Annotated in this window: 21 protein-coding genes and 1 tRNA gene; 14 read left to right on the plus strand and 8 right to left on the minus strand. The window is 70.2% G+C overall.

From position 1 onward, the window contains the following. A partial coding sequence (locus tag K8556_RS21195) for a DUF2381 family protein (protein WP_223741893.1) occupies positions 1-255 on the plus strand: 255 nt, incomplete at its 5' end. Between the two features lie 143 nt (positions 256-398). Here the strand turns inward: K8556_RS21195 and K8556_RS21200 are convergent. From K8556_RS21200 to K8556_RS21215, 4 genes are all read right to left on the minus strand, one after another. Then, positions 399-497 (minus strand) — tRNA-Sec (locus K8556_RS21200). A gap of 42 nt (positions 498-539) precedes the next feature. Further along, positions 540-1508 (minus strand): cyclopropane-fatty-acyl-phospholipid synthase family protein, encoded by a 969-nt coding sequence (locus tag K8556_RS21205; protein ID WP_223741894.1) that lies wholly within the window; start codon positions 1506-1508, stop codon positions 540-542. 114 nt (positions 1509-1622) lie between these two features. Continuing rightward, complete coding sequence (locus K8556_RS21210) at positions 1623-1919, minus strand: hypothetical protein (protein ID WP_223741895.1); 297 nt, start codon at positions 1917-1919, stop codon at positions 1623-1625. A gap of 29 nt (positions 1920-1948) precedes the next feature. Beyond that, complete coding sequence (locus tag K8556_RS21215; RefSeq protein ID WP_223741896.1) at positions 1949-3022, minus strand: metallopeptidase family protein; 1074 nt, start codon at positions 3020-3022, stop codon at positions 1949-1951. Between the two features lie 88 nt (positions 3023-3110). Between K8556_RS21215 and K8556_RS21220 the strand changes: the two genes are divergently transcribed. After that, positions 3111-3467 carry a response regulator gene (locus tag K8556_RS21220; RefSeq protein WP_120546639.1) on the plus strand — a complete coding sequence of 119 codons (357 nt, stop codon included), beginning with the start codon at positions 3111-3113 and terminating at the stop codon, positions 3465-3467. A 179-nt stretch (positions 3468-3646) separates the two neighbouring features. Continuing rightward, a complete protein-coding gene (gene groL, locus K8556_RS21225) occupies positions 3647-5290 on the plus strand; it encodes a chaperonin GroEL (RefSeq protein ID WP_223741897.1) in 1644 nt (547 codons plus the stop codon). Positions 5291-5377: 87 nt separating this feature from the next. On the opposite strand, the gene sinK is transcribed toward groL, so the two are convergent. Beyond that, a complete protein-coding gene (gene sinK, locus K8556_RS21230) occupies positions 5378-6895 on the minus strand; it encodes a hybrid histidine protein kinase/response regulator SinK (RefSeq protein WP_223741898.1) in 1518 nt (505 codons plus the stop codon). A gap of 128 nt (positions 6896-7023) precedes the next feature. On the opposite strand from sinK, the gene K8556_RS21235 reads away from it, so the two are divergent. Further along, the gene (locus tag K8556_RS21235) at positions 7024-7413 is read left to right on the plus strand and encodes a demethoxyubiquinone hydroxylase family protein (RefSeq protein WP_223741899.1); all 390 of its coding nucleotides are present in this window, start codon (positions 7024-7026) and stop codon (positions 7411-7413) included. A 15-nt stretch (positions 7414-7428) separates the two neighbouring features. Here K8556_RS21235 and K8556_RS21240 read toward each other — a convergent pair whose 3' ends face one another. Further along, positions 7429-8817, minus strand: coding sequence for a diguanylate cyclase (locus tag K8556_RS21240; protein ID WP_223741900.1), 1389 nt, complete (start codon positions 8815-8817; stop codon positions 7429-7431). Between K8556_RS21240 and K8556_RS21245 the strand changes: the two genes are divergently transcribed. The 4 genes from K8556_RS21245 (at position 8816) to nadC (ending at position 15396) form a co-directional block, all read left to right on the plus strand. Further along, complete coding sequence (locus K8556_RS21245; protein ID WP_255651997.1) at positions 8816-9682, plus strand: chemotaxis protein CheW; 867 nt, start codon at positions 8816-8818, stop codon at positions 9680-9682. The two genes, K8556_RS21240 and K8556_RS21245, sit on opposite strands and share 2 nt — an antisense overlap. Before the next feature lie 117 nt (positions 9683-9799). After that, positions 9800-10975: a PleD family two-component system response regulator gene (locus K8556_RS21250; protein ID WP_223741902.1), complete on the plus strand. Its 1176-nt coding sequence runs from the start codon at positions 9800-9802 to the stop codon at positions 10973-10975. Positions 10976-11028: 53 nt separating this feature from the next. Continuing rightward, positions 11029-14508 carry a valine--tRNA ligase gene (locus K8556_RS21255; protein ID WP_223741903.1) on the plus strand — a complete coding sequence of 1160 codons (3480 nt, stop codon included), beginning with the start codon at positions 11029-11031 and terminating at the stop codon, positions 14506-14508. 9 nt (positions 14509-14517) lie between these two features. Next, on the plus strand, positions 14518-15396 hold the full coding sequence (nadC, locus tag K8556_RS21260) for a carboxylating nicotinate-nucleotide diphosphorylase (protein WP_223741904.1): 879 nt from the start codon (positions 14518-14520) through the stop codon (positions 15394-15396). An 80-nt stretch (positions 15397-15476) separates the two neighbouring features. On the opposite strand, the gene K8556_RS21265 is transcribed toward nadC, so the two are convergent. Next, positions 15477-17096, minus strand: coding sequence for an alkaline phosphatase family protein (locus K8556_RS21265; RefSeq protein WP_223741905.1), 1620 nt, complete (start codon positions 17094-17096; stop codon positions 15477-15479). A gap of 93 nt (positions 17097-17189) precedes the next feature. Between K8556_RS21265 and K8556_RS21270 the strand changes: the two genes are divergently transcribed. The 4 genes from K8556_RS21270 (at position 17190) to K8556_RS21285 (ending at position 19683) form a co-directional block, all read left to right on the plus strand. Then, positions 17190-17600 carry a thioesterase family protein gene (locus K8556_RS21270; RefSeq protein ID WP_223741906.1) on the plus strand — a complete coding sequence of 137 codons (411 nt, stop codon included), beginning with the start codon at positions 17190-17192 and terminating at the stop codon, positions 17598-17600. Between the two features lie 44 nt (positions 17601-17644). Next, positions 17645-18610 carry a class II fructose-bisphosphatase gene (glpX, locus tag K8556_RS21275; protein WP_223741907.1) on the plus strand — a complete coding sequence of 322 codons (966 nt, stop codon included), beginning with the start codon at positions 17645-17647 and terminating at the stop codon, positions 18608-18610. 48 nt (positions 18611-18658) lie between these two features. Then, a complete protein-coding gene (locus K8556_RS21280; protein ID WP_223741908.1) occupies positions 18659-19084 on the plus strand; it encodes a type II toxin-antitoxin system RatA family toxin in 426 nt (141 codons plus the stop codon). Between the two features lie 419 nt (positions 19085-19503). Next, positions 19504-19683, plus strand: a complete 180-nt coding sequence (locus K8556_RS21285) for a hypothetical protein (RefSeq protein ID WP_043321424.1) — start codon at positions 19504-19506, stop codon at positions 19681-19683. A 106-nt stretch (positions 19684-19789) separates the two neighbouring features. Here K8556_RS21285 and K8556_RS21290 read toward each other — a convergent pair whose 3' ends face one another. Further along, positions 19790-20878, minus strand: a complete 1089-nt coding sequence (locus K8556_RS21290) for an ADP-ribosylglycohydrolase family protein (protein ID WP_223741909.1) — start codon at positions 20876-20878, stop codon at positions 19790-19792. Between the two features lie 80 nt (positions 20879-20958). Between K8556_RS21290 and eno the strand changes: the two genes are divergently transcribed. Continuing rightward, positions 20959-22257 carry a phosphopyruvate hydratase gene (gene eno, locus K8556_RS21295; protein WP_223741910.1) on the plus strand — a complete coding sequence of 433 codons (1299 nt, stop codon included), beginning with the start codon at positions 20959-20961 and terminating at the stop codon, positions 22255-22257. Positions 22258-22259: 2 nt separating this feature from the next. Continuing rightward, positions 22260-23051 carry a 5'/3'-nucleotidase SurE gene (gene surE / locus K8556_RS21300; RefSeq protein WP_223741911.1) on the plus strand — a complete coding sequence of 264 codons (792 nt, stop codon included), beginning with the start codon at positions 22260-22262 and terminating at the stop codon, positions 23049-23051. Positions 23052-23061 lie beyond the last annotated feature (10 nt).

The raw sequence follows: 23061 nt of genomic DNA on the forward strand, positions 1-23061 counted from the left end.
GTGGAAATCCAGCTAGTGGTGAAGGCGGGAGCCTTGCCATGGGTTGCGAACGGGGCAACGCTTCGAGGCAAGGCCGGCGTGGAGTTGAAGGTGATCCGCGTGTGGCAACGAATGCCAATTCGAGGAGGAAACGACGGTCGAGTTGTTGTGGAAGCCGAGGCCTCACCAGAAACAACCCGAGGTCCCTTCTCCCTCAAGCTCTGGGAGGAAGACGGGCCGCGCACTGTCGTGTTTGGCAACGTGATGTTCCCCTGATGGAGCCCGTTGCTGAGTCCTGGCCGTTACCTGCTGTGCAGTAACGCAGCGGTAACGCAGTCGAGTGGACTGGTCTGGACGCGCCTGGACGCAGCAGGGTACGGTATCCGCAGGGCAGATGGGGCGTAACCCCTTGGAAACATTGGCGGTAGGGCACGGGAATCGAACTCGCCAGGGACTGCTCTCGCAGCCCCTCACCGGTTTTGAAGACCGGGCCGGCCACCAGGTCCGGAGGCCCTACCGCTTCCGATTACCGCCGCTCCGTGCCGGTCCGTCAACCACCGTCACGGCTTGCGCGCGAACACCACGGCGTATTCATCGCAGTTGAACAGGGCGGGCCACTGGAGCTGCTCCAGTGTCATCCGCATCGCCTTGTGCACGTCCGCGCGCACCTGGTGCAGGGAGGTGCTCCCCGGCCTCTGCTCCAACTGCGTCATGCCCCGCAGCGCCACCAGCGCCGTGTTCACCGCCGGGTACACGTCGTCCGCGATGGACTCCACCTTCGCGTCCTGGAACCCCGCACGCCGCAGCTCCGACAGGTAGCGCTCCGTCGACCAGACGTTCTCCTCCGGGAAGGCAATCCGCCCCCGCCAGTAGCGGTAGCGCAGCCGCGCGCGGAGTCCTGCTCCAGCTTCACGGTCCGTCTTCTGCGCCATGTCCGCCATCACCAGCCGGCCTCCCGGCTTCAACACCCGAAAGGCCTCGCGCAGGAAGTCCTGCCGCGTCCGGAAGTGCATCGCGGACTCCAGCGCGAACACCACGTCGAACGCGCCCGCGGGCCCCGGCAGCGCCGTGGCGGACCCCACCTCCAGACGGACCACGCCCTCCAGCCCCGTCAGCTTCACGCGCTCCCGGCCCACCTTCACCTGGTTCGGCGTGATGTTCACCCCGAGGATGCTCGCGGGTTTGAACTCCTCCGCCCACAGCAGGTCCTGGTCCGCGTACCCGAAGCCGCAGTCCAAGACGGCATCCCCGGGCCCCAGCTTCGCCGTCCTCGCCAACAGGCGCGCCATCTCCGCCTGCGCGGACCGGAACAGCTCCCCGACGCGCTCCACGTTGGTGTCGTCCACCTTCTCCACGTGCTTCCAGTAGCCCAGGTTGATCCAGAAGGGCTCCCGGCCCGTCGTCACCCGGATGTCCCGCGGCGCCGGCAGCCCCGCCACCCAGGCCCCCGTCTCGTTCGTGTAGAAGCGCTCCGGGTCCGCCAGGAACGCACTCTTCAGCCGCGTCGCGACCTGCCTCACGTTGACCATCCCAAGCCTCCTTGGACTTCGCGATGGCCGGGACCTTAGCGTGGAACACACTGGTTCCAGCCCTGGCGTGCATGTCTGGTTTTCACTGGTGAAAAGACGGACGCCGCCTGACGCCTACTGGCAGATGCCCGGGCAGTCCGCGCTGCCCCCGGGCTGGCACGTGTCGGAGGGATCATCCACGCAGGTGTTCCCGGACACGTTCCCCGCGCAGCCCCCGAAGAGCCCGCCACAGCACTCGACGTATCCCTCCGGCACGTCACATGGCGTGGGGAAGGACTTGCACGTCTCGGTGTCCGAGCGCGCGAACACCACCACCTGCGGACACGTGCGCGGCCCTTCGTCGTCGCCGCCGCCCAGGCAGCCCGTCAGGCCCAGCACCGCCATCAGCCCCAGCTTCGTCCATGCATGCATGGCACGCATCAGGGCAGGGGAGCGCGGCGCTAGTCCAGCCCCCGCTCCCACAGGTCGTCTTCATCCAGACCCATCAGGTGCCCGACCTCGTGCATCACCGTGATGCCAATCTGTTCGATGAGCTCCTCGCGGGTGCGCGCGAAACGCTCCAGGTTCCGCTGGTACAGCACGATGGAGGGCGGGAAGTGATCCGCCGCGTCCATCACGCTGCGCTCGCCCACCGGCGTGCCCCGGAACACCCCCAGGATGCACGGCGACAGCGGCGGCTGCTGACCCAGCAGGTCCTCATCCGACGGCAGGTCCTCCACCGCCAGCGTCACGTTGTCCATGTACTGCTTCACCTGCGAGGGCAGGGCGCGCATCGCGTCCTCCACCGCGCGGTCGAACGCCGCCTCCTCCAGGGCCACCGGCGGAGGCAATTCCTCCGGCGCCAGCGCCTGCGCCCGCAGGAAGCGCCGCTTCGCCTCCTTCGCGTCCCCGCGCCGCTCCGCGATGAGTCCCAGGTAGTGGTGCGCCCAGGCCTCGTCCGGCGCGTCCTTCAGCACCCGCTCGAAGGCCTCCTGCGCGGGCGGGAAGCGGCACAGCTCGAACAGCGCGATGCCCCGCTCCAACTGCGCGTCCGGAGAGCGCGGCATGTGCGTCAGCGCCTGGTCCAATATCTTCAGCGCGGACTCGCATTCCCCCAACTGGTTGAGGCCCATGCCCTCCAGGAGGAGGAACTCGTAGACGAGCTCCACGTCGTCGGCGCGCTGCGCCAGCTTCCGCCCCCGGCCGCACCACTCCAGCCCCTCCTCCACCGCCTCGCGGTCCTCGCCGGTGCGGCACACGAGGAACTCCGCCGCGCCAAAGAGGATCTCCAGGTCTTCCGGGGCCACCTTGAGGGCCGCGCCGTAGGCCTTGCCGGCGTCCTCCAGGCGGCCCACCTCCACCAGCGCGGCGGCCCGGTAGTGCAGGGCTTCTGGTGAATCCGGAACGTCCCGGAGCAGGGCGTCAACGCTGGCGATCGCGGCCTCGAAGTCCCTCGCCTCGAAGGCGTCCGCCACCCCCTCCAGCCGCGCGTCCACGTCCCGCGCCTCCCCTTGCTTCGCCGTGCGCTTCGCCATTCGGGCAGGCAGCTAAGAAGCCGCCCTTCGCGTTGTCAACGACCGGCGTCGCTGTTACCTTCCAGCGCCCCGTTTCGGCCCAAACCCCGTGAACATCCTGGTCGTCGACGACGATTACGAGCTGTGCACCATGCTCTCTCGCTACCTGGAGATGCATGGCTACACCGTGTTCTCGGCGTCGGACGCGCTCCAGGCCCTGGACATCATGGAGCGTCACCCCGTGGGGCTGGTCATCACCGACTACCTGATGCCCCACCTGGACGGCATCCACTTCACGGAGATGCTGAAGGCGGACCCCCGCTTCCAGAACATCTCCGTCCTGATGATGACCGCCAGCACGGACGCCAACATCTCCGACCGGGGCCTGCGCAAGGGTGTCGCCATCACCCTGCAGAAGCCCCTGGACATGGGGCAACTGCTCAACCTCGTGCGCTTCGCGGAGTAGGTCCTTCCCGGGCGTCCCGGGCCCCCCACCCGGGCGGGCCGGAAGGCGTCCTCAGGCCCACACGCCTGCCCCTTTCCGTTGACATCGTCGATGCGACCCTTATGTTGGCGCTCGACATGGCCGAGTGCTAACGGCCATCCCCATTTGTAGAAATTCCCCAAGTATTATCGGAGGTTACGATGGCAGCGAAGGAAATCTTCTTCCATCAGTCGGCGCGCGATTCCATCCTGCGCGGCGTCCGGGTCCTCGCGGATGCGGTCGCGGTGACGCTCGGTCCCAAGGGCCGCAATGTCGTCATCGAGAAGAGCTTCGGCTCGCCCACCATCACCAAGGACGGCGTCACCGTCGCCAAGGAGATCGATCTCGAGAACCGCTTCGAGAACATGGGCGCGCAGATGGTGAAGGAGGTCGCGTCCAAGACCTCCGACAAGGCCGGCGACGGCACCACGACGGCGACCGTGCTCGCGCGCGCCATCTATGAGGAGGGCCTGAAGCTGGTGGCCGCCGGCCACAGCCCCATGGACCTCAAGCGCGGCATCGACAAGGCCGTGGAGGTGGTGGTCGCCGAGCTGAAGAAGATGTCCAAGACGACCACGGACAAGCAGGCCATCGCGCAGGTGGGCACCATCTCCGCCAACGGAGACGAGACCATCGGCCAGACCATCGCGGACGCGATGGAGAAGGTCGGCAAGGAGGGCGTCATCACCGTCGAGGAGGCCAAGGGCCTGGAGACGACGCTCGACGTGGTGGAGGGCATGCAGTTCGATCGTGGCTACGTGTCGCCGTACTTCGTCACGAACCGCGACCGCATGGAGGTCGTCATGGACGACCCCTACATCCTCATCAGCGAGAAGAAGGTCTCGTCGATGCAGGACATGATCCCCGTGCTGGAGCAGGTGGCGCGCTCGGGCAAGCCGCTGCTCATCATCGCGGACGACATCGAGGGCGAGGCCCTGGCCACCCTGGTGGTGAACAAGATCCGCGGCGTGCTGAACGTGGCCGCGGTGAAGGCGCCGGGCTTCGGCGACCGCCGCAAGGAGATGCTCAAGGACATCGCCACGCTGACGGGCGGCATGGTGGTGAGCGAGGAGCTGGGTCACAAGTACGAGAACCTGACCCTCACGGACCTGGGCCGCGCCAAGCGCATCACGGTGGACAAGGACAACACCACCATCGTGGACGGCGCCGGCCAGAAGGCGGACATCGAGGGCCGCATCAAGCTCATCCGCACCCAGATCGAGACGGTCACCAGCGACTACGACCGCGAGAAGCTCCAGGAGCGCATGGCGAAGCTCGTGGGCGGCGTGGCGGTCATCAACGTCGGCGCGGCGACCGAAGTGGAGATGAAGGAGAAGAAGGCCCGCGTGGAGGACGCGCTGCACGCGACCCGCGCGGCCGTCGAAGAGGGCATCGTCCCCGGCGGCGGCGTGGCCTACATCCGCAGCCTCAAGGCGCTGGACGGCCTGAAGCTGGGCGGCGAGCAGGACTTCGGCGTGGAGATCATCCGCAAGGCGCTGCAGGAGCCGCTGCGCAAGATCTCCAGCAACGCCGGCATCGAGGGCGCCGTCGTCATCAACAAGGTGAAGGAAGGCACGGGCGCGTTCGGCTTCAACGCGCGCACGGAGGTCTACGAGGACCTGGAGAAGGCCGGCGTCATCGACCCGACGAAGGTCGAGCGCACCGCGCTGCAGAACGCCGCCTCCGTGGCGTCCCTGCTGCTCACCACCGAGGCGATGATCGCCGAGCGCCCCAAGAAGAAGGCCAAGGGCGGCGCGGGTGGCGGCGCCATGCCGGAGTACGGTGGCGACGACATGGACTACTGAGCCGGCGTGACGGCTCCGTAGCCCCGTAAGGGTTTTTCCGGCCCCGGTGGGCCTCGCGAGAGCGGGGCGCCCGGGGCCGGAGTCTTTTCAGGAGGCGGTCTTCTTGAAGGCCAGGGCCAGCTCGCGGCTGAGCGCCGGGGTGTCGGAGAGCAGCTTGGGCAGGCACGCGGCGGCCCCGGCGCGCAGCGACGCCAGCGCCGTCTCCATGGTGAGGTGCTCCGCCAGGACGACGAAGGGCGCGCCCTGGCTCAGGCCCCGGGCCAGCTCCAGCGCCTTCTTGCCGTAGGCCGGCGCGAAGTCCCACGACACCACCACGCCCACGGGCGGCTCCAGGGTGGCCACCTCCGCGCCCGCGATGATGCGCGCCTCCAGCCCCAGCAGCGACAGCGCCTCTGAAATCAGCCGCGCGGTGGCCGGGTTGTCCTCCAGCACGTCCACCCGGCGCACGCCAGCGCTGGGGGCCGGGGCGGGCGGCGCGGACGGCGTGTACAGCGCCTGCCGCAGCAGCGCGCGCACCTGGCGGATGTCGTCGAAGGGCTTGAGCAGGTAGTCCACCACGCCCAACTGGAGCGCCTGCTGCGTCGTCACCAGCGAGGGGTAGCCCGTCATCAGGATGACGCGCGACGCGGGGTCCAGCTTGCGCGCGTGCTGGGCCAGCTCCAGGCCGGAGATGCCGGGCAGGTTCTTGTCCGTGACGATGAGGTCCACGCGCGACGCGCGGAGGATTTCGAGCGCGGCCTCGCCCGTGGCCGCTTCGATGACCTCGCACTCCTTCACCATCAGGTCCTTGAAGACCATCCGGATGATGCCCTCGTCGTCCACCACCAGCAGGCGCTTGCGCGGCGGGCGCGGCGCGTCCGTGGGCGGGAAGAGCACGCGGAACACCGTGGCGGGGGGCGGCACCTCGCGCAGCGTCGTGGGCGGCACCAGCGCAATCTGCGCCTGGTGCTCCTGCGCGATGCGCCGGCAGACGGCGAGCCCCAGGCCCGTGCCGCGCTTGCTGGCGGAGACGTAGGGCTCGAAGATGCGCGTCTTGAGCTCGTCCGGGATGCCCGGTCCCCAGTCGGCCACGTAGAGGGCCGCGGAGTCGCCCTCGCGCGCGAGCGTCACCTTCACGCGGCCCCGGCCGGACATGGCGTCGCGGGCGTTGTTGAGCAGGTTGAGCGTGAGCTGCTCAATCAGCCGCGCGTTGCCCTGGATGGTGAGGTCCTCGGGGGCCTCCACCTCCAGGGAGATGCGCGCCGAGTCCGGGTTGACGCTGAACACCTTCGCCGCCGCCCAGATGGGCGCGGCCAGGGCCAGCCGCTGCTGCGGGGCCGGCCGCTCGCTGGCCAGGCGGATGAAGTCGGAGACGATCTGCTCCATCCGCTCCACCTGCGCGAGCAGCAGCTTCAGCGGGCCGCTGGAGCCCCCCTCCTCGGCCAGCAACTGGGCGTAGGCCTTCGCGCCCAGCAGGGGCTGGCGCAGCTCGTGGAGGACCTCCGCGGCGACCTGGTGGGTGTGGGCGTTGGCGCGTTGCAGCGCCACGGCCGCGAGCCGTGCCTTCTCCAGGTCCCCCGCGTCCAGGGCCTGGAGCAGTTGCGCGAGCGGCGAGGGGGTCTCCATGCGCGGGAGCATGACGGAGGCGGGTGTTCACGCGCAACGCACCCCCCGCGGGATTCGGTTGACCGCGCTCGCGGCCGAACGGATGCTCACGCACGCCCTCCAGCCCGGCCCTGGTCGCCGAGGTCCTCATGCCGCAGACGAACCCGTTCCACTCGCTGGTGCCCCGGAAGCTGACGGACTCCGAACTGGCCCGCTCCATCCGGCTCAACATCGAGGCGGAGCTGGACGCCATCAACCTCTACGCCGCGCACCTGGACGCGACGGACAACGAGGAGGCGAAGGCCATCCTGCGGCACGTCATGGACGAGGAGCGCGAGCACGCGGCCCTCTTCTGGCAGCTCATCGCGCGGTTGGATCCGGAGCAGGCCCAGCACGACCGCGAGGCGTCCCAGAAATACCGCCTCATCACCACCGGCGCGTCCCACGAGGAGGTGGAGGCGGTGGGTGAGGGCGGCGGCAGCGCGCCCGCGGAGGTGGAGCTGCCCAAGCGCCTCACCGTGGGCAGCCTGCGCAAGTAGCGCGCGGCCCGCTCCTCAGCCCTGGCCCTGCGGGGGCGGGGGATTCTGACGGCGCTCGGCCGGGGTGGCTTCCAGGTCCTGCGCCGCCATGTAGACGACGTTCCGGGTGCCCCGCTTGCCCCGGTACATGGCCCGGTCGGACAGGTCCAGCAGGTGGTCCTTGTCCTGGGCGTGCTCCGGGAAGCTGGCCACGCCGATGCAGGTGGTGAGCTTGAGCGCCAGCCCCTCGCGGCCCAGGAACTGGTGGGTCTCCATGGTGCGGCGGATGCGCTCGGCGACCTTCAGGGCCCCGCCGGAGTCCGTGCCGCGCAGGAGCACCACGTATTCGTCGCCGCCGAAGCGCGCCACCACGTCCGGGTCGCGCACGCAGCCCTTGAGCACGCGCGCGGCCTCCACCAGCACGCGCGAGCCCACCAGGTGCCCGTGCGTGTCGTTGATGGCCTTGAAGCGGTCCAGGTCCAGGAACAGCAGGGAGAAGGGGCGCTCCGTCTGGAGGGCCTCGTTCACCTCGCGGTCCAGCACCAGGTGCAGGTAGCGCGTGTTGAACAGGCGCGTGAGGTCGTCGACGTAGGCCAGGTCCTCCACGGCGGCGAAGCGGCCCAGGTTGCGCAGGGCCAGCGCCCAGTTGCGCACGAGGAAGCCCACCGTCTCCGCGTGGTGCTCCGCGGGCGCGCTGTCGTGGAAGAGCACCGCGTGGCCCAGCACCAGGTCGCCGTCCACGGCGGGGAAGGAGAGGGTGCGCGGCCAGGGGACCTGGAGTCCGTCGAGCGCCACGGGCGCGCGCGTGCCGGAGAGCCGCTCGATGAGCTGCGGCACCAGGGCCTCGTGCAGGTCCACCGGCAGCCCGCGCATGCCGTGCGAGCGGAAGCCCGTGCCGTTGGGGTCGCGCTCCAGGAGCATCACCGCGGAGGCGTTGGCCATGGACTCCAGCGCGTCCGCGGCGGCCGTGGACAGCCGCTCGCGATCGAGCGTGGTGGCGATGCGCTGGCCCGCCTCCAGGAGCGCGACGTGCTGGCGCAGGGACGCGTTCTCGCGCATCAGGTCGCGCGTGGTGAGCGCGCGGCGCAGCGCGTGCTCCAGGGCCTCCGGCGCCACGGGCTTGACCAGGTACTCCGCCGCGCCGCTCTTGATGGCGCGCACCGCGGGGGCCACCTTGTCCAGGCCGGTGATGACCAGCACCTCCACGCCGGGGTAGCGCTCGCGCACGTGGCGGAGGATCTCCATGCCGTCGCCGCCGGGGAGGATGAGGTCGGTCACCACCGCGTCGAACCGCTCCGCGGAGAGGGCGGCCTTGGCGTCCGCCACGGTGGGGACCGCCGTGACGAGGTGTCCCGCGGCCGTGAGGTAGTCGCCGTAGAGGTTGCGGGCGATCTTTTCGTCGTCGACGAGGAGCAGTCGCGCCATGACTGTTCAGGGCTTAGCACCCAACGCTGGAAGGCTGCTAGGGTCCCCGGCCGTGCCCTTTGAAAGCGGACGGCGGCTCTGCCTGCTGGTGGAGGCCGGTGAGACGCGCTACGCGGTGGAGGCCACGTCCGTCATCGAGGTCGCGATGCCGGGCGCGCGCGGTGCGAGCCTGCGCGGCGTACTGGAAGTGAAGGACCTCTCCACGCTGCTCGGCGGCCTGCCGGAGGACGTGCCGGGCATGGTCGTGGTCCTGGACGTCAGCCCCACGCTCGCGGTGCGGGTGCGCGCCGTGGTGGAGGTCGCGGATGTCGCGAGGGATCCGTTCTTCCTCTTGCCCCCGGGCCTGGCGGACTCGCTGGCGCCGTTGAGCCGGGGCGCGGTGCTGCACAAGGACCGGCTGTACCTGGAGCTGATCGTCGAGGCGCTGCCGCACCGGGCGGGCCCCCGCGCGGCCCCTCCGGAGCCCCGGCCCGTGCACTGGGCGGACGAGCCCCCGGAGCGGGCGCTGGTGCTGGAGTCCCAGGGGGTGCTGTTCGGCGTCCCGCTGGGGTGCGTCTCCCAGGTGGTGCCCCGGGGCGAGGCGTTCAGCGTGCTCCCGGTGCAGAGCGGGCCGGTGGCGGGCGTCTATCCGCACGCGCAGGCGCTGTGGCCCATCTGTTCGATTCCAGCGCTGCTGGGGGCGCCGGCCCGGGTGGAGGAGCTGTTCGTCCTCACGGAGATGGCGGGGCGGAACGTGGGGCTGGCGGCCACCCGGGTGCTCGGTGTGCTGCAGAAGTTCAAGCCGGCCGAGCTGCCCGGGACGTTCCGGGCGCCCGGGCTGCCGGATCCGGTGATGTTACTGGACCTGCAGCGCATGTTTTCTTGATCGGCCCAAAGCGCGAATCCTAAGCTTCTCCGATTGACACAGGGCGTGCAGGCAGGCTTGCTCGCCCGAAATCTCAAACGAATTCAGGGGGGTATGCGCCCCCCGAGGCCGGAGCCGATGCCCAAGAATCTACTGATCGCCGACGACTCGCTCACCATCCGCAAGGTGATCGGGATGATCTTCGCGACGGAAGACTTCCAGGTGACCGCGGTGGACAACGGGCTGGACGCCATCTCCCGCACGCGCGAGCTGCGTCCGGACGTGGTGCTCGCCGACGTGATGATGCCGGGCAAGAGCGGCTACGAGGTCTGCGAGGCCCTCAAGAGCGACCCCGCCACGCAGGGCATCCCGGTGCTGCTGCTGGCCGGCACCTTCGAGGCGTTCGACGAGAACCGCGCGAAGGCCGCCCGGGCGGATGATCACATCACCAAGCCCTTCGAGAGCCAGATCCTCCTGGACAAGGTGAAGGCCCTGGTGGGCCAGAAGTCCAACACGATGCCCGCGTCCGCCGCGACGCGCGTGCTGCCCCAGACCGCCGCTCCGGTGGCCCCGGCCGCCCCGCCGCCCGCCGCCGCCGCGCCTCCGGGGGCGCGTCCCGCGGGTGCGCCGCCGCCGGGCGCCATGCCTCCGGGCGCGCGTCCTCCGCCGGGTGCCGTGCCTCCGGGCGCGCGTCCCCCGGGCGCGGGGGTGCCGCCGCCTCCGGGCGCCGCGCGTCCCCTCCCGGGCGCCGTGCCTCCGGGCGCGCGTCCTCCGGGTGCGCCGCCGCCGGGCGCCATGCCTCCGGGCGCGCGTCCTCCGCCGGGCGCCGTGCCTCCGGGCGCGCGTCCTCCGGGTGCGCCGCCGCCGGGCATGGCCGCGCGTCCTCCGGGCCCCGGCGCCCCGAACATCCCGGGCGGCTTCCCGCGTCCTCCGGGCGCCGCGCCGCTGCCGTCCGCCCCTCCGCCCGCCGCGGTGCCTCCGGCCGCCCGGGCGCGGGATCCGTTCGGGCTGGGCGCTCCGGCCGCGCCCGCCGCGCAGGCCCGCACGGAGAGCATCCGCATCGAGGACTCGCTGCCCGAGCCCAGCGGCGCGGAGGAGATCTCCCTGGACATCGGCGGTCCCTCGCCGGCGACGCCGCCCGCGCGCGCCCGTCCGGCCGCGGACGGCGGCGAGGCGCTGCTGCGCGAGGCGCTGTCGAAGGCGTCCCGCGAGGTCATCGAGAAGATCGCCTGGGAGGTCGTTCCGCAACTGGCGGAGACCATCATCCGGGAAGAGCTGGAGCGGCTCATCAAGGACCGCGAGACCCAGCATTGATTCGCAGTCCCCCCTGATTCCCCGCCGGCCCCGTCGGGGGCCGGCCGCTTGCAATGACTGACACGACTGAACTGTCCAAGGCCTACGAGCCCTCCGAGGTGGAGGCGCGGTGGTACAACCACTGGCTGGAGCGTGACTACTTCCGCGCCCAAGCCCCTTCCTCCAAGCCGCCGTTCAGCATCGTGCTGCCGCCGCCCAACGTGACGGGCAGCCTGCACATCGGCCACGCGCTCACCGCGACCATCCAGGACATCCTCACGCGCTGGAAGCGGATGAGCGGCTTCAACGCGCTCTGGCTGCCGGGCACGGACCACGCGGGCATCGCCACGCAGATGGTGGTGGAGAAGGAGCTCAAGAAGACGGAGGGCAAGAGCCGCCACGACCTGGGCCGCGAGGCGTTCCTCGAGCGCGTCTGGACGTGGAAGGGCAAGTTCGGCGCGCGCATCGGCGAGCAGCACCGCTACCTGGGCGCGTCGCTGGACTGGAGCCGCGAGCGCTTCACCATGGACGAGCAGTCCTCGGCCGCGGTGCGCGAGGTGTTCGTCCGGCTGTACGAAGAGGGCCTGATGTACCGGGCCCAGAAGCTCATCAACTGGTGCCCGTCCTGCCGCACGGCCCTCTCCGACCTGGAAGTGGAGCACGAGGAGAAGAACGGCTCGCTCTGGCACATCCGCTACCCGGTGAAGGGCACGGAGCGCTTCCTCACCGTGGCCACGACGCGCCCGGAGACGCTGCTGGGCGACACGGCCGTCGCCGTGCACCCGGAGGATCCGCGCTACCAGGACCTCATCGGCAAGAGCGTGGCGCTGCCGCTCACCGACCGCGAGATTCCGGTCATCGCGGACGCCGAGCTGGTGAACATGGAGTTCGGCACCGGCGTGGTGAAGGTCACGCCCGCGCACGACTTCAACGACTACCAGACGGGCCTGCGCCACAAGCTGCCGATGCTGTCCATCCTGGACGAAGCGGCGCGGATGACGAAGGACACCGGCAAGTACGCGGGCCTGGATCGCGCGGAGGCGCGCAAGCAGGTGCTGGCGGACCTGACGGAGCAGGGCCTGCTGGAGAAGGAGGAGCCGCACAAGCTGAGCGTGGGCACCTGCCAGCGCTGCGCCACGGTGGTGGAGCCGCGCCTGTCGCCGCAGTGGTTCATCAAGATCGAACCGCTGGCCAAGCCGGCCATCCAGGCGGTGGAGGAGGGCCGCACGAAGTTCGTCCCCGAGTCCTGGACGAACACGTACTTCCACTGGATGAACAACATCCACGACTGGTGCGTGAGCCGCCAGTTGTGGTGGGGCCACCAGATCCCCGCGTGGTACTGCGCGGCGTGCACCCCGGCGGAGGAGCGCTCGAAGGACACGGCGGACGTCATCGTGTCGCGCACGGCGCCGGAGTCCTGCCCCAAGTGCGGCGGCAAGGAGCTGACGCAGGACCCGGACGTGCTGGACACCTGGTTCTCGTCCGCGCTGTGGCCGTTCTCCACGCTGGGCTGGCCGAAGCAGACGGCGGACCTCCAGACCTTCTACCCGACGTCCGTGATGGAGACGGGCCACGACATCATCTTCTTCTGGGTCGCCCGGATGATGATGATGGGCCTGCACTTCATGAACGACGTGCCCTTCCGCACCGTGTACCTGCACGCGATGGTGCGCGACGAGAAGGGCGAGAAGATGTCCAAGACGAAGGGGAACGTGATTGATCCCCTGGACGTCATCCTCGGCGCGAAGGCGGAGTCGCTGCAGCCGTCCCTGCGCAACCGCTTCCCGCAGGGCATGCCCGCGCACGGCGCGGACGCGCTGCGCTTCACGCTGGCGTCGCTCACGCAGCAGGGCCGTGACATCAAGCTGTCGATGGACCGCCTGGGTGGCTACAAGGCGTTCTGCAACAAGCTGTGGAACGCCAGCCGCTTCGCCCTGATGAACATGGGCGACTTCAACCTGGACAAGACGCCGCTGGAGGGCCGCAAGCTGACGCTGGCGGACCGGTGGATCCTCTCCCGGCTGCAGAAGGCGACCGCGGAGACGCGCGCGTCGCTGGAGGCGTTCGGCTTCGCGGAGGCCGCGTCCACGCTGTACCAGTTCCTGTGGGCGGAGTTCTGCGACTGGTACATCGAGCTGGCGAAGGGCTCGCTGTACGGCGACGACGCGGAGGCCAAGGACACCACGCGCGCGGTGCTGGTGACGTGCCTGGACCGCATCCTGCGGCTGATGCACCCGTTCATGCCGTTCATCACCGAGGAGATCTGGCAGAAGCTGCCGATGTCCCGGCCCACGGAGAGCATCTGCATCGCGGCGTATCCGGAGCCGGAGGCGGCGCGGGTGGACGCGGCCGCGGAAGGCGAGATGGCGCCGGTCATCGCGGCCATCGAGGGCGTGCGCACGCTGCGCGGCGAGAGCAACCTGCCGCCGTCCGCCAAGGTGAAGGCGGTGGTGCAGTGCCCGGACGCGACGACGCGCGAGCTCCTGGAGCGTTGGCGCGCGTACCTGCTGCCGCTCGCGGGCCTGTCCGAGGTGGTGGTGGGCCCCCCGGGCGCCAAGCCTCCGCAGGCGGCGGCGTTCGTGAGCGGCAACCTGGAGATCTACGTGCCCCTGGCGGGCCTGGTGGACCTGGACGCGGAGCGCGACCGCCTGAAGAAGGAGATCGCCCGCGCCGAGCAGGAACTCGCCGGTTTGCAGCGCAAGCTGGACAACCCGAACTTCGTGGCCCGTGCTCCGCTGGACGTGGTGGAGAAGGACAAGGCCCGGGTGGCGGAGCTCCAGGAGCGCACGGTCAAGCTGCAGGATCACCTCCAGCGCATCGCCCCGGAGCCCCCCATGTCCGAGACGCCGTCACCGTTACCGGGCAGCACCGAGTCCGAAGCCCCTGAAGCGTCCGAGTCCGTCGCGCCCGAGACCGCCCAGGTGAAGGTGGCCGCCGAGCCGCAGGCACCGAAGGACGATGCGGTGAACCTGGGCCAGGAGCTGAAGGGCGAGATTGAAGCCGAGGAGGCCGCGCAGGAGCCCCAGGCCGCGGATCCGGTGGTGGAGGAGGCGCTCAACAAGCTGCGCGAGGGCACGAAGGAAGGCCTGTCCGCGGCGGACCACCACGACCTCGGCGTCGCGTATATGAGCATGGGCCTCGTGGACGACGCGATGCGCGAGTTCGACCGGGCCAAGGAGGGCGGCGACACCCGCGAGGCGCCGGAGGGTGCGGCCAGGGCGGTGAAGAAGGCCCCGGCGAAGAAGGCCTCCGCGAAGAAGGCCTCCGCGAAGAAGGCGGCGGGCAGGAAGACGGCCGCGAAGAAGGCTCCGGCGAAGAAGGCCTCCGCGAAGAAGGCGGCGGGGAAGAAGTCCGCCGCGAAGAAGGCTCCGGCGAAGAAGGCTTCCGCGAAGAAGGCGGCGGGCAAGAAGACGGCCGCGAAGAAGGCGGCGGTGAAGAAGGCCCCTGCGAAGAAGGCTTCGGCGAAGAAGGCGGCGGGCAAGAAGTCCGCCGCGAAGAAGGCCGCGGCGAAGAAGACCACTCGGGGCAAGCCGGCTCGCAAGGCGCGCCGGTAGGAGGCGGAAGTGCAGCAGGATTATCTCGATCGGCTCATCGCGCTGTCCCTCGACGAGGACCTGGGTGCCGCGGGGGACGTCACCTCGCTGGCGGTGGTCCCCGCCGAGGCGGAGGGCAGCGGTGAGCTGGTCGCGAAGGAGCAGATGATCGTCGCCGGCCTGGACGCCTTCGTCCGCGTCTTCCACATGGTGGACGCGGAGGTGGAGGTGGAGGTCCTCAAGCGCGACGGCGAGGAGATCAAACCGAAGGTGGTCGCCGCGCGCGTCCACGGCAAGCTGCGCTCGCTGCTGGCCGCGGAGCGCACGGCGCTCAACCTGGTGCAGCGCGCCGCCGGCATCGCGACGCTGGCCCAGCAGGCGATGACCTCCGTGCGAGGCTCGAAGCTGCGGGTGCTGGACACGCGCAAGACGCCGCCGGGCATGCGCGGGTTGGCCAAGCACGCGGTGCGCATGGGCGGCGCGTCCAACCACCGCTTCGGCCTCTTCGACGGCATCCTCATCAAGGACAACCACATCGCGGCGGTGGGCGGAGACATCACCGAAGCGGTGCGCCGCGCGAAGCTGAACGGCCCCCGGCTGGTGAAGATTGAAGTGGAGGTCACCAACTTCAAGCAACTGGAGGAGGCCATCGCCGCGGGCGCGGACGTCATCATGTTGGACAACATGGACGACGCGCAGATCCGCGAAGCGGTGAAGCTGACGGCGAACCGCGTGCCCATTGAAGTCTCGGGCGGCGTCACGCTGGACCGGCTGCCGCGGCTGGCGAAGCTGGGCGTGGACTTCGTGTCGATGGGCGCGCTGACGCACTCGGCGCGGGCCATGGACCTGTCGCTGGAGATCGCGACGACGAAGAAGTCCGCGCGCAAGCCCCGCTCCGCGCAGGGCTGAAGCGACCGCGCAGGAGATGGGCAGGCGGGCCGGTGAAAGCCGGCTCGACCTGCCCTCTGCTTTTCAGCCCCGGGGGCCGCTCATCGCGCGCCTGTGAGCGCCTCCACGCGAGGCTTGCCCTCCGCCGACGCGGGCATCCCCATCTCCAGCAGCGCGGACAGGGTAGGGGCCACGTCCACGGGGTTGATCTCCTCCAGGTACAGCCCCGGCTTCACGCCCTTGCCCGCGAACACCACCGGCACCTGCGTGTCATACGAGTACGGCGTGCCGTGGTTCGTGCCGCGCGGATAGTCGCTCACGACCTGGAACGGCTTCGCCATGAACAGCACGTCACCGCTGCGCACCGGGTAGTAGCCACGGCGCGTCGCAGCCATGAGGCCTCCCGGGTCCGGTGCCGTGTCCAGGTCGTCCTTGGCCACCGCCCAGACGGCATAGGGCTGCTTCGCCAGCCACGCCGCCGCCGCGCGCCGCACCGCCGCCGCGTCCACCTTGCCGTCCTCCAGCGCCTTGCCGCCCAGGTACACGTCCAGCTCCAGCAGCTTCACCGTCACGTCCACGCCGAACTTCGCCTTCAGCTCCTGCGCCAGCCCCTTCGCCGCCTCCACCGGATTGAGCCGCGCCGCCGGCACGCCCGCCTGCGCCCATGCCTCCGGGATCTCCGCGCCGCCGTGGTCCGCCGACAGCATGATGACCAGGTTCGCCTTGCCCCCGGCCGCGCGCTCGGCGGCGGCGATGAGCTCCCCCATCGCCTGGTCCAACCGCAGCATCGTGTCCTGCATCTCCCACGAGTACGGCCCGAACGCGTGGAACACCGCGTCCGTCCCGCTGAAGCTCACCGCCAGGATGTCCGGCACGTCGTCCTTGCCCAGCCCCTCGCCCTCCAGCGCCGCCTTCGCCGCCTGCACCAGCAGGTCGTGCGAGTACCCCGACACCGCGAACGCCCGGTACGACGCCGGCCCGGGCGCCGGCTGCCCGCCCTTCAGCGCATGGGGGAACACGCGCCCCATGCCGTAGGCCTCCGGCTCCATGGGGCGGTCGTCCTCGCCCACGTACTCGGAGCGTGGGCGCAGCAGCTCCCACGTCTTGCTGAACCCCGCGTCCGCCAGCTTTCGCGCGTTGAACGCCTGCATCCACGCGGGCTCCGTCTGGGCGTACCAGGTGCTCGTCACCATCCGCCCCGTCGCCTCGTCGAACCACCAGGCCTGGCCCTGGCGGCCAGCCAGCGGGATGGCCGCCCGCGACTTGTAGGACAGCGCCACCACCTTGCCCCGGCCCTGCGTGGACACGCGCAGCCGGTCCGCCAGCGTCTCCGCCAACAGGTTCACCGGGCTGGTGTCCGACCCCGGGGGCGTCTCCCCATTGAGCACCGGATGCGTCGGGTCCGTGTAGACCTGCACCGCCTGCCCGGCCGCGCGGTCGTAGATGTCGTTGTCCACGATGCCGTGGCGCCAGGGGTTCGCGCCCGTGGCCAGCGTGGCGTGCCCCGGGGCCGTCCGGGCCTCCGCGTAGGCGTACCGGGCGTAGGGGTAGAACGCGCCCGTGGAGAGCAGCCGGCCCAGCCCCCCCGTGAGGCGCGGACGGTTTCGCAGCAGGACGTCGCTGCCCATGGCGTCCACGCTGATGAACAGCGTGAGCTTCGGAGCCTTGGCGGAGGCGGGCAGGGCGAACAGGACGAGGAGGGCGGCAATCAGGCGCGACATGGTGCGGCAGCCTCTCCGGCCGGATGCACAGAAGCAACCAACATGCGCGCCCGCCGCTTGGACACGTCACCCCGCCCTGATATGGGCGCCTCAATGGTCGAGGCACGGCTGCGCGTCATCTACGGCGACACGGATCAGATGGGGGTCGTCTACTACGCGAACTACTTCCGCTACTTCGAGTTCGCCCGCAGCGAGTTCTTCCGTGCCCACGGAGGCAGCTACCGCGAACTGGAGAGCACCGGGCTCCTGCTGCCCGTGGTGGAGGCCAGCGCCAACTACAAGGCGTCCGCGCGCTACGACGACATGCTCCTCATCCGCACCACCCTGGGCGGGTTGCGCCGCGCGTCACTCGTGTTCACCTACGAGCTGCTGCGCGACGGTGACTCCCCCACGCTGCTGTGCACCGGCCGCACCCTCCACGCCTGCGTGGGGCGCGACGGCAAACCCCAGCGGCTGCCCGAAGCCATCGCCCGCCTGAAGGCCGCGGACGACTCCGACACCTGACGCTTTTTCCCTTCCCGAAATCCCGAACGAGGAGCACCCGACAAATGGATCGCAACCTGGCAATGGAGGTCGTGCGCGTCACCGAGATGGCGGCCATCGCCTCCGCCCGCCTCATGGGCCGCGGCAACAAGGACGAGTCCGACCAGGCCGCCGTGGACGCGATGCGCCGCGCCTTCGACGCGCTGAACATCGACGGCACGGTCGTCATCGGCGAGGGCGAGCGCGACGAGGCGCCCATGCTCTACATCGGTGAGAAGGTCGGCCGCCGCGACGACGGCGCCCCCGCGGTGGACATCGCCCTGGACCCGCTGGAGGGCACCAACCTGTGCGCCTACGGCCGCCCGGGCTCCATCTCCGTCGTGGCCATGTCCAGCCAGGGCGGCCTGCTCAACGCGCCCGACACGTACATGGAGAAGCTGGCCGTGGGCCCGCGCGCCAGGGGCGCCATCGACCTGCGCAAGTCCCCCACGGAGAACCTGCACTCCATCGCGGAGCGCATGAAGCTCTACGTGGAGGACCTCACGGTCATGATCCTCGACCGCGAGCGCCACGCCGACCTCATCAAGGAGGTCCGCGCCGCGGGCGCGCGCGTGCGCCTCATCGAGGACGGTGACGTGGCGGGCGCCATCGCCACCTGCTTCGAGGGCTCCGGCGTGGACGTGCTCATGGGCATCGGCGGAGCGCCCGAGGGCGTCATCGCCGCGGCCGCCATCCGCGCCACCGGCGGCGACCTGCAGGGGCGGCTGGTGCCTCGCAACCAGGGGGAGATCGAGCGCGCCAAGAAGATGGGCGTCACCGACATCCACAAGATCTACACCGCGGAGGAGCTGGCCCGCGGCGAGGTGATGTTCGCGGCCACCGGCGTGACGAGCGGCGACTTCCTCAAGGGCGTGCGCTTCTTCGGCGGCGGCTGCGAGACGCACTCCGTCGTCATGCGCAGCAAGACGGGCACCGTCCGCTTCATCCAGTCCGTCCACAAGTTCGACAAGAAGCCGGGCTACGCGCCGTAAGCTGTCCGTCAGCCTCGTCCGTTCCCCACGCCTCCCGGAGACACCGCCATGGCCGGCGCCACGCGCACCATCACCATCAACGCCCCCGTCGAGAAGGTCTTCGACGTCATCACCAACTACGACCGCTACGGCGAGTTCCTCCCGGAGGTGAAGAAGATCTCCACCTCCCAGCGCCAGGGGAACACCGTCCAGGTGCACTACGAGGTCGATGTGGTGAAGCGCATCCGCTACACCATCCGCGTCACCGAGGAGCGCCCCAAGCGCATGTCCTGGACCTTCGTCGAGGGCGAGGTGATGAAGGACAACAAGGGCAGTTGGACGCTGGAGCCCGAGGGCGAGGGCAAGACGCGCGCGACCTACAACGTGGAGATGGCCCTGGGCGCCCTCATCCCCAAGGCCATCATCAACACCCTGACGGAGACCCAGCTCCCCAAGATGCTGGAGGCCTTCAAGCGCCGCGCGGAAGCCCCCTGACGGCTTTCGTCGACGCCCTCCGTCACCGCTGACGTCGCGCGTCAGCTCTCCGCCCGCCTGCCTGTCATCCCGTACGGCCCGTGCCGTGCAAGGGAGCAGGAGGGCGGGCGGGCCCTTTTCGGCTGGAGCCGTGCCACGCGAGGGGCGGGGGGCCACCTGAAATGAGTCGTGTTGCGGCGCGCGGTGGGCGCATTAGGATCAGGCGAATTTTGAACGTCCACGGACGCTCCCCTGACATCCGTGGCACGGTTGCCCTGTCCCGGATGTCGGGAGCTGGACGAGCAGCCATGCGGAATCAGGGTCGCGTCGCCAGAAAGAAACCGGGGTTCTTAATTTGCATCAAAGAGATGTGGAAGTGGTAAGGGGGCGGGACGGCGGGCGTACATTGGGGTACGTAGGCTGAGGGAGAAACCGAACCCATGCTCGACGCGTTCATCATTGAAGAGATCAAGCGCCGCGAGCGGCTCCGCCGCGAGGATTACGAGCGGCCGGTGGTGGAGCTCCCACTGCCTGCACCCGATGACCGTCCCCACCGGAGGACGGACACCGAGGAAGAGAAGCCGTCACGAGGCGTCGTCGTCATCGACCTGCTCGGCTGATGACCCATCCCACCCGTGGCCCCGGAGCCACGGCGTAGCGCCAGGCCCGCGGTCGGGCCGTCCCTCACCGGACGACCCCCGCGGGCTTCGCATTTGCGGGCTTCCTCTAGGCCGGGGCCAGGAGCAGCAGGTGCCGGGGGTGGTACACCTCCCACAGCACCGTCCCCTTCTGGAGGGGGTTGTAGGGCTGCAGGGCCAGGAGGACCTTCTCGCGCCACTCCTCCGGCAGCGCCCCCTCGCCGTGGAAGGCGCCCACCAGCGCCCCGGTGACGGAGCCGTGGACCTCCGTGTCTCCGCCCCGGTGGACGACGTCCAGGAGCGCCGCTTCCGCGGTGGGGACGTGGAGCAGCTCCCAGAAGGCCAGCCGGAACGCGGCACGCACCGCGTTATTGCCGGGCCGGTGCATGTGCAGCTCCGGGCCGTAGAGCTGCGGGTCGTCCTGGGCCGCCAGGGCCAGGTCCTCGCGCAGGAGCTTCGCGGCGAAGGTCACCTCCTGGACGTAGTCCTTCTCCTGCTTCCCCAGGGCGGCGGCGGCCAGGGAGATGCCCACCTCCGCGGCGGGCAGCAGGTCCGCGGCCTTCAGGTTCGGGCCGCCCGTCACCGCCTTGGCGATGGCCGCGCACAGCCCCGCGCCGGCAAGCTGGCTGCGCGGGTCGAAGTGGGTGAGGGCGGTGTCTTCCAGCGCCGCCTTCGCCAGGGCGAAGGAGTCCTTCGCCAGGTGCACGCCCAGGGGCACCACGCGCGGCAGGGCGCCCGCGGGGGCCAGGCGCCGGTGGTTCCTCTGCCACACGCGCTTGCCGGCGTCCTTCACCACGGGCGGGAGGCTCGCGTCGCACTCCTGGAACAGCTCCCGCATGGGCTCGCTGACGGAGATGGCGTGCGGCTGCCAGGCCCGGTAGCGCTTGAGGGCGTCCCCCGCGTCGTAGCGCTTCAGGTCCCGCAGGCTCAGGGCCAGCGCCACCGCGAGCTGGGTGGGCTCCGTCACCTGCCCCTTGCGCAGGTCATGCGGGCCGCCTCCGTGCATGCCCTGGTAGGGCCCCTCGGCGAGCTGGGGGAAGGCCGGCGCGTAGAAGGGCCTCCCCGCGGTGGGGACGGCGAGGGCGTTGCCGATGGCGAGGCCCAGGAGGGCGCCCCGGGCGCGCTGCCCGGGGAGCGGGTCGGGGCCGGTGGCGCGGCGCTTGGGAGGAGGAGGCATTCGACGGCTGGACACTGTAGCAGGCAGCCGGTGCGAGCGTGCTTGCCCGTTCCGCCCGTGCTTCGTACAACCGGCGCCCTATGACCGAGATCGCTCAAATCCTGGCGCGTGAAGTGCTCGATTCCCGTGGCAATCCGACCGTGGAGGCCGAGGTGCTCCTCGTGGGCGGCTCGCGTGGCCGCGCGACGGTGCCCTCCGGTGCCTCCACCGGCGAGCACGAGGCGCACGAGCTGCGTGACGGCGACAAGGGCCGCTACCTGGGCAAGGGCGTGAAGAAGGCCGTGGACCACGTGCGCGACACCATCGGGCCGGCGCTCATCGGCATGGACGCCGTGGAGCAGGTGGCCGTGGACCAGCGGATGATTGAGCTGGACGGCACGTCCACCAAGTCCAAGCTGGGCGCCAACGCCATCCTCGCCGTCTCCATGGCCACCGCGCGCGCCGCCGCGGACGCGCACGGCCTGCCGCTGTACCGCTACGTGGGCGGCCTGCAGGCGCGCACGCTGCCCGTGCCGCTGATGAACATCCTCAACGGCGGCGCGCACGCGGACACCCGCGTGGACGTGCAGGAGTTCATGGTGGTGCCCGCCGGCGCGAAGACGTTCGCGGAAGGGCTCCGCTGGGGCGCGGAGGTGTTCCACGCGCTCAAGAAGATTCTCAAGGGCCGCAAGCTGGCCACGGGCGTGGGCGACGAGGGCGGCTACGCCCCGGACCTGCCGGCCAACGAGGAGGCGCTCAAGCTCATCATGGAGGCCATCGACGCGGCGGGCTTCAAGGCGGGCGAGCAGTTGTTCCTGGCGCTGGACGTGGCCGCGAGCGAGTTCTTCGACAAGGGCTCCAAGAAGTACAAGCTCAAGGGCGAGGGCAAGGAGTACGACTCGCAGGGCCTGCTGGAGTACTACCGGGGCCTCACCCAGAAGTACCCCATCATCTCCATTGAGGACGGCATGGCGGAGGATGACTGGGAGGGTTGGAAGAAGCTCACCGACGCGCTGGGTGACAAGGTCCAGTTGGTGGGCGACGACCTCTTCGTCACCAACGTGGAGCGCCTGTCGAAGGGCATCGAGACGGGCACGGCGAACTCCATCCTGGTGAAGGTGAACCAGATTGGTTCGCTCACGGAGACGTTCGACGCGGTGCGCATGGCGCACAAGGCGGGCATGACGTCCATCATGAGCCACCGCTCCGGCGAGTCCGAGGACACCACCATCGCGGACCTGGCGGTGGCGCTGGACTGCGGGCAGATCAAGACGGGCTCGGCGTCGCGCTCCGACCGCGTGGCCAAGTACAACCAGTTGCTGCGCATCGAAGAGGAGCTGGGCGTCGGTGCGCGGTACGCGGGCCGCACCGCCTTCCGCTCGCTCGCGAAGAAGCAGTGACCGTGAGCACCTCTCGTCCCCGCATCCTCGTCTCCAACGACGACGGCTACTTCTCCGAAGGGCTGCAGACGTTGGTGGAGGCGGTGAGCCCCCTGGGCGAGGTGTGGGTGGTGGCGCCTGACCGCGAGCAGAGCGCCGCCTCCCATGCCATCAGCCTGCACCGGCCGCTGCGCCTCAAGGAGGTGCGCGAGCGGTGGTTCGCCGTGGACGGCACCCCCACGGATTGCTCGTATCTGGCGGTGAACCACCTGCTGAAGGACAATCGTCCCCAGCTCATGGTCTCCGGCATCAATCACGGCGCGAACCTGGCGGACGACGTCACCTACTCCGGGACGGTGGCGGCGGCCATGGAGGCCGCGTTCCTGGGCATCCCGGCCATCGCGTTCAGCCTGGTGTCGCGGGGGCCGTTCGACTTCGGGCCGGCGGGCCGCTTCGCGCGGGCGCTGGTGACGGAGGCGCTGTCGCGGCCCCTGCCGCCCCGGATGCTGCTCAACGTGAACATCCCGGGCGGGGTGGAGCCGGACGGCTACGTCATCACCCGGCAGGGGCGGCACTCCTACGGCAACAAGGTCGTGGAGAAGGAGGACCCGCGCGGCCGCAAGTACTACTGGATTGGCGGCACGGAGTACGCGCACGACGACATCCCGGGCAGCGACTGCAACACCGTCATCGACGAGAAGCGCGTGTCGGTGACGCCGCTGCACTTCGAGATGACCGACCACGGTCGCATCCCCGAGCTCTCGGGGTGGAACCTGCAGGGCTTCAAGCGGCACGGTTCGGGCGGCGGTGCCTGAGGTTGGGGCC

Origin of the sequence: Corallococcus sp. AS-1-12 (assembly GCF_020036995.1) — a bacterium.
Taxonomy (GTDB): Bacteria; Myxococcota; Myxococcia; order Myxococcales; family Myxococcaceae; genus Corallococcus.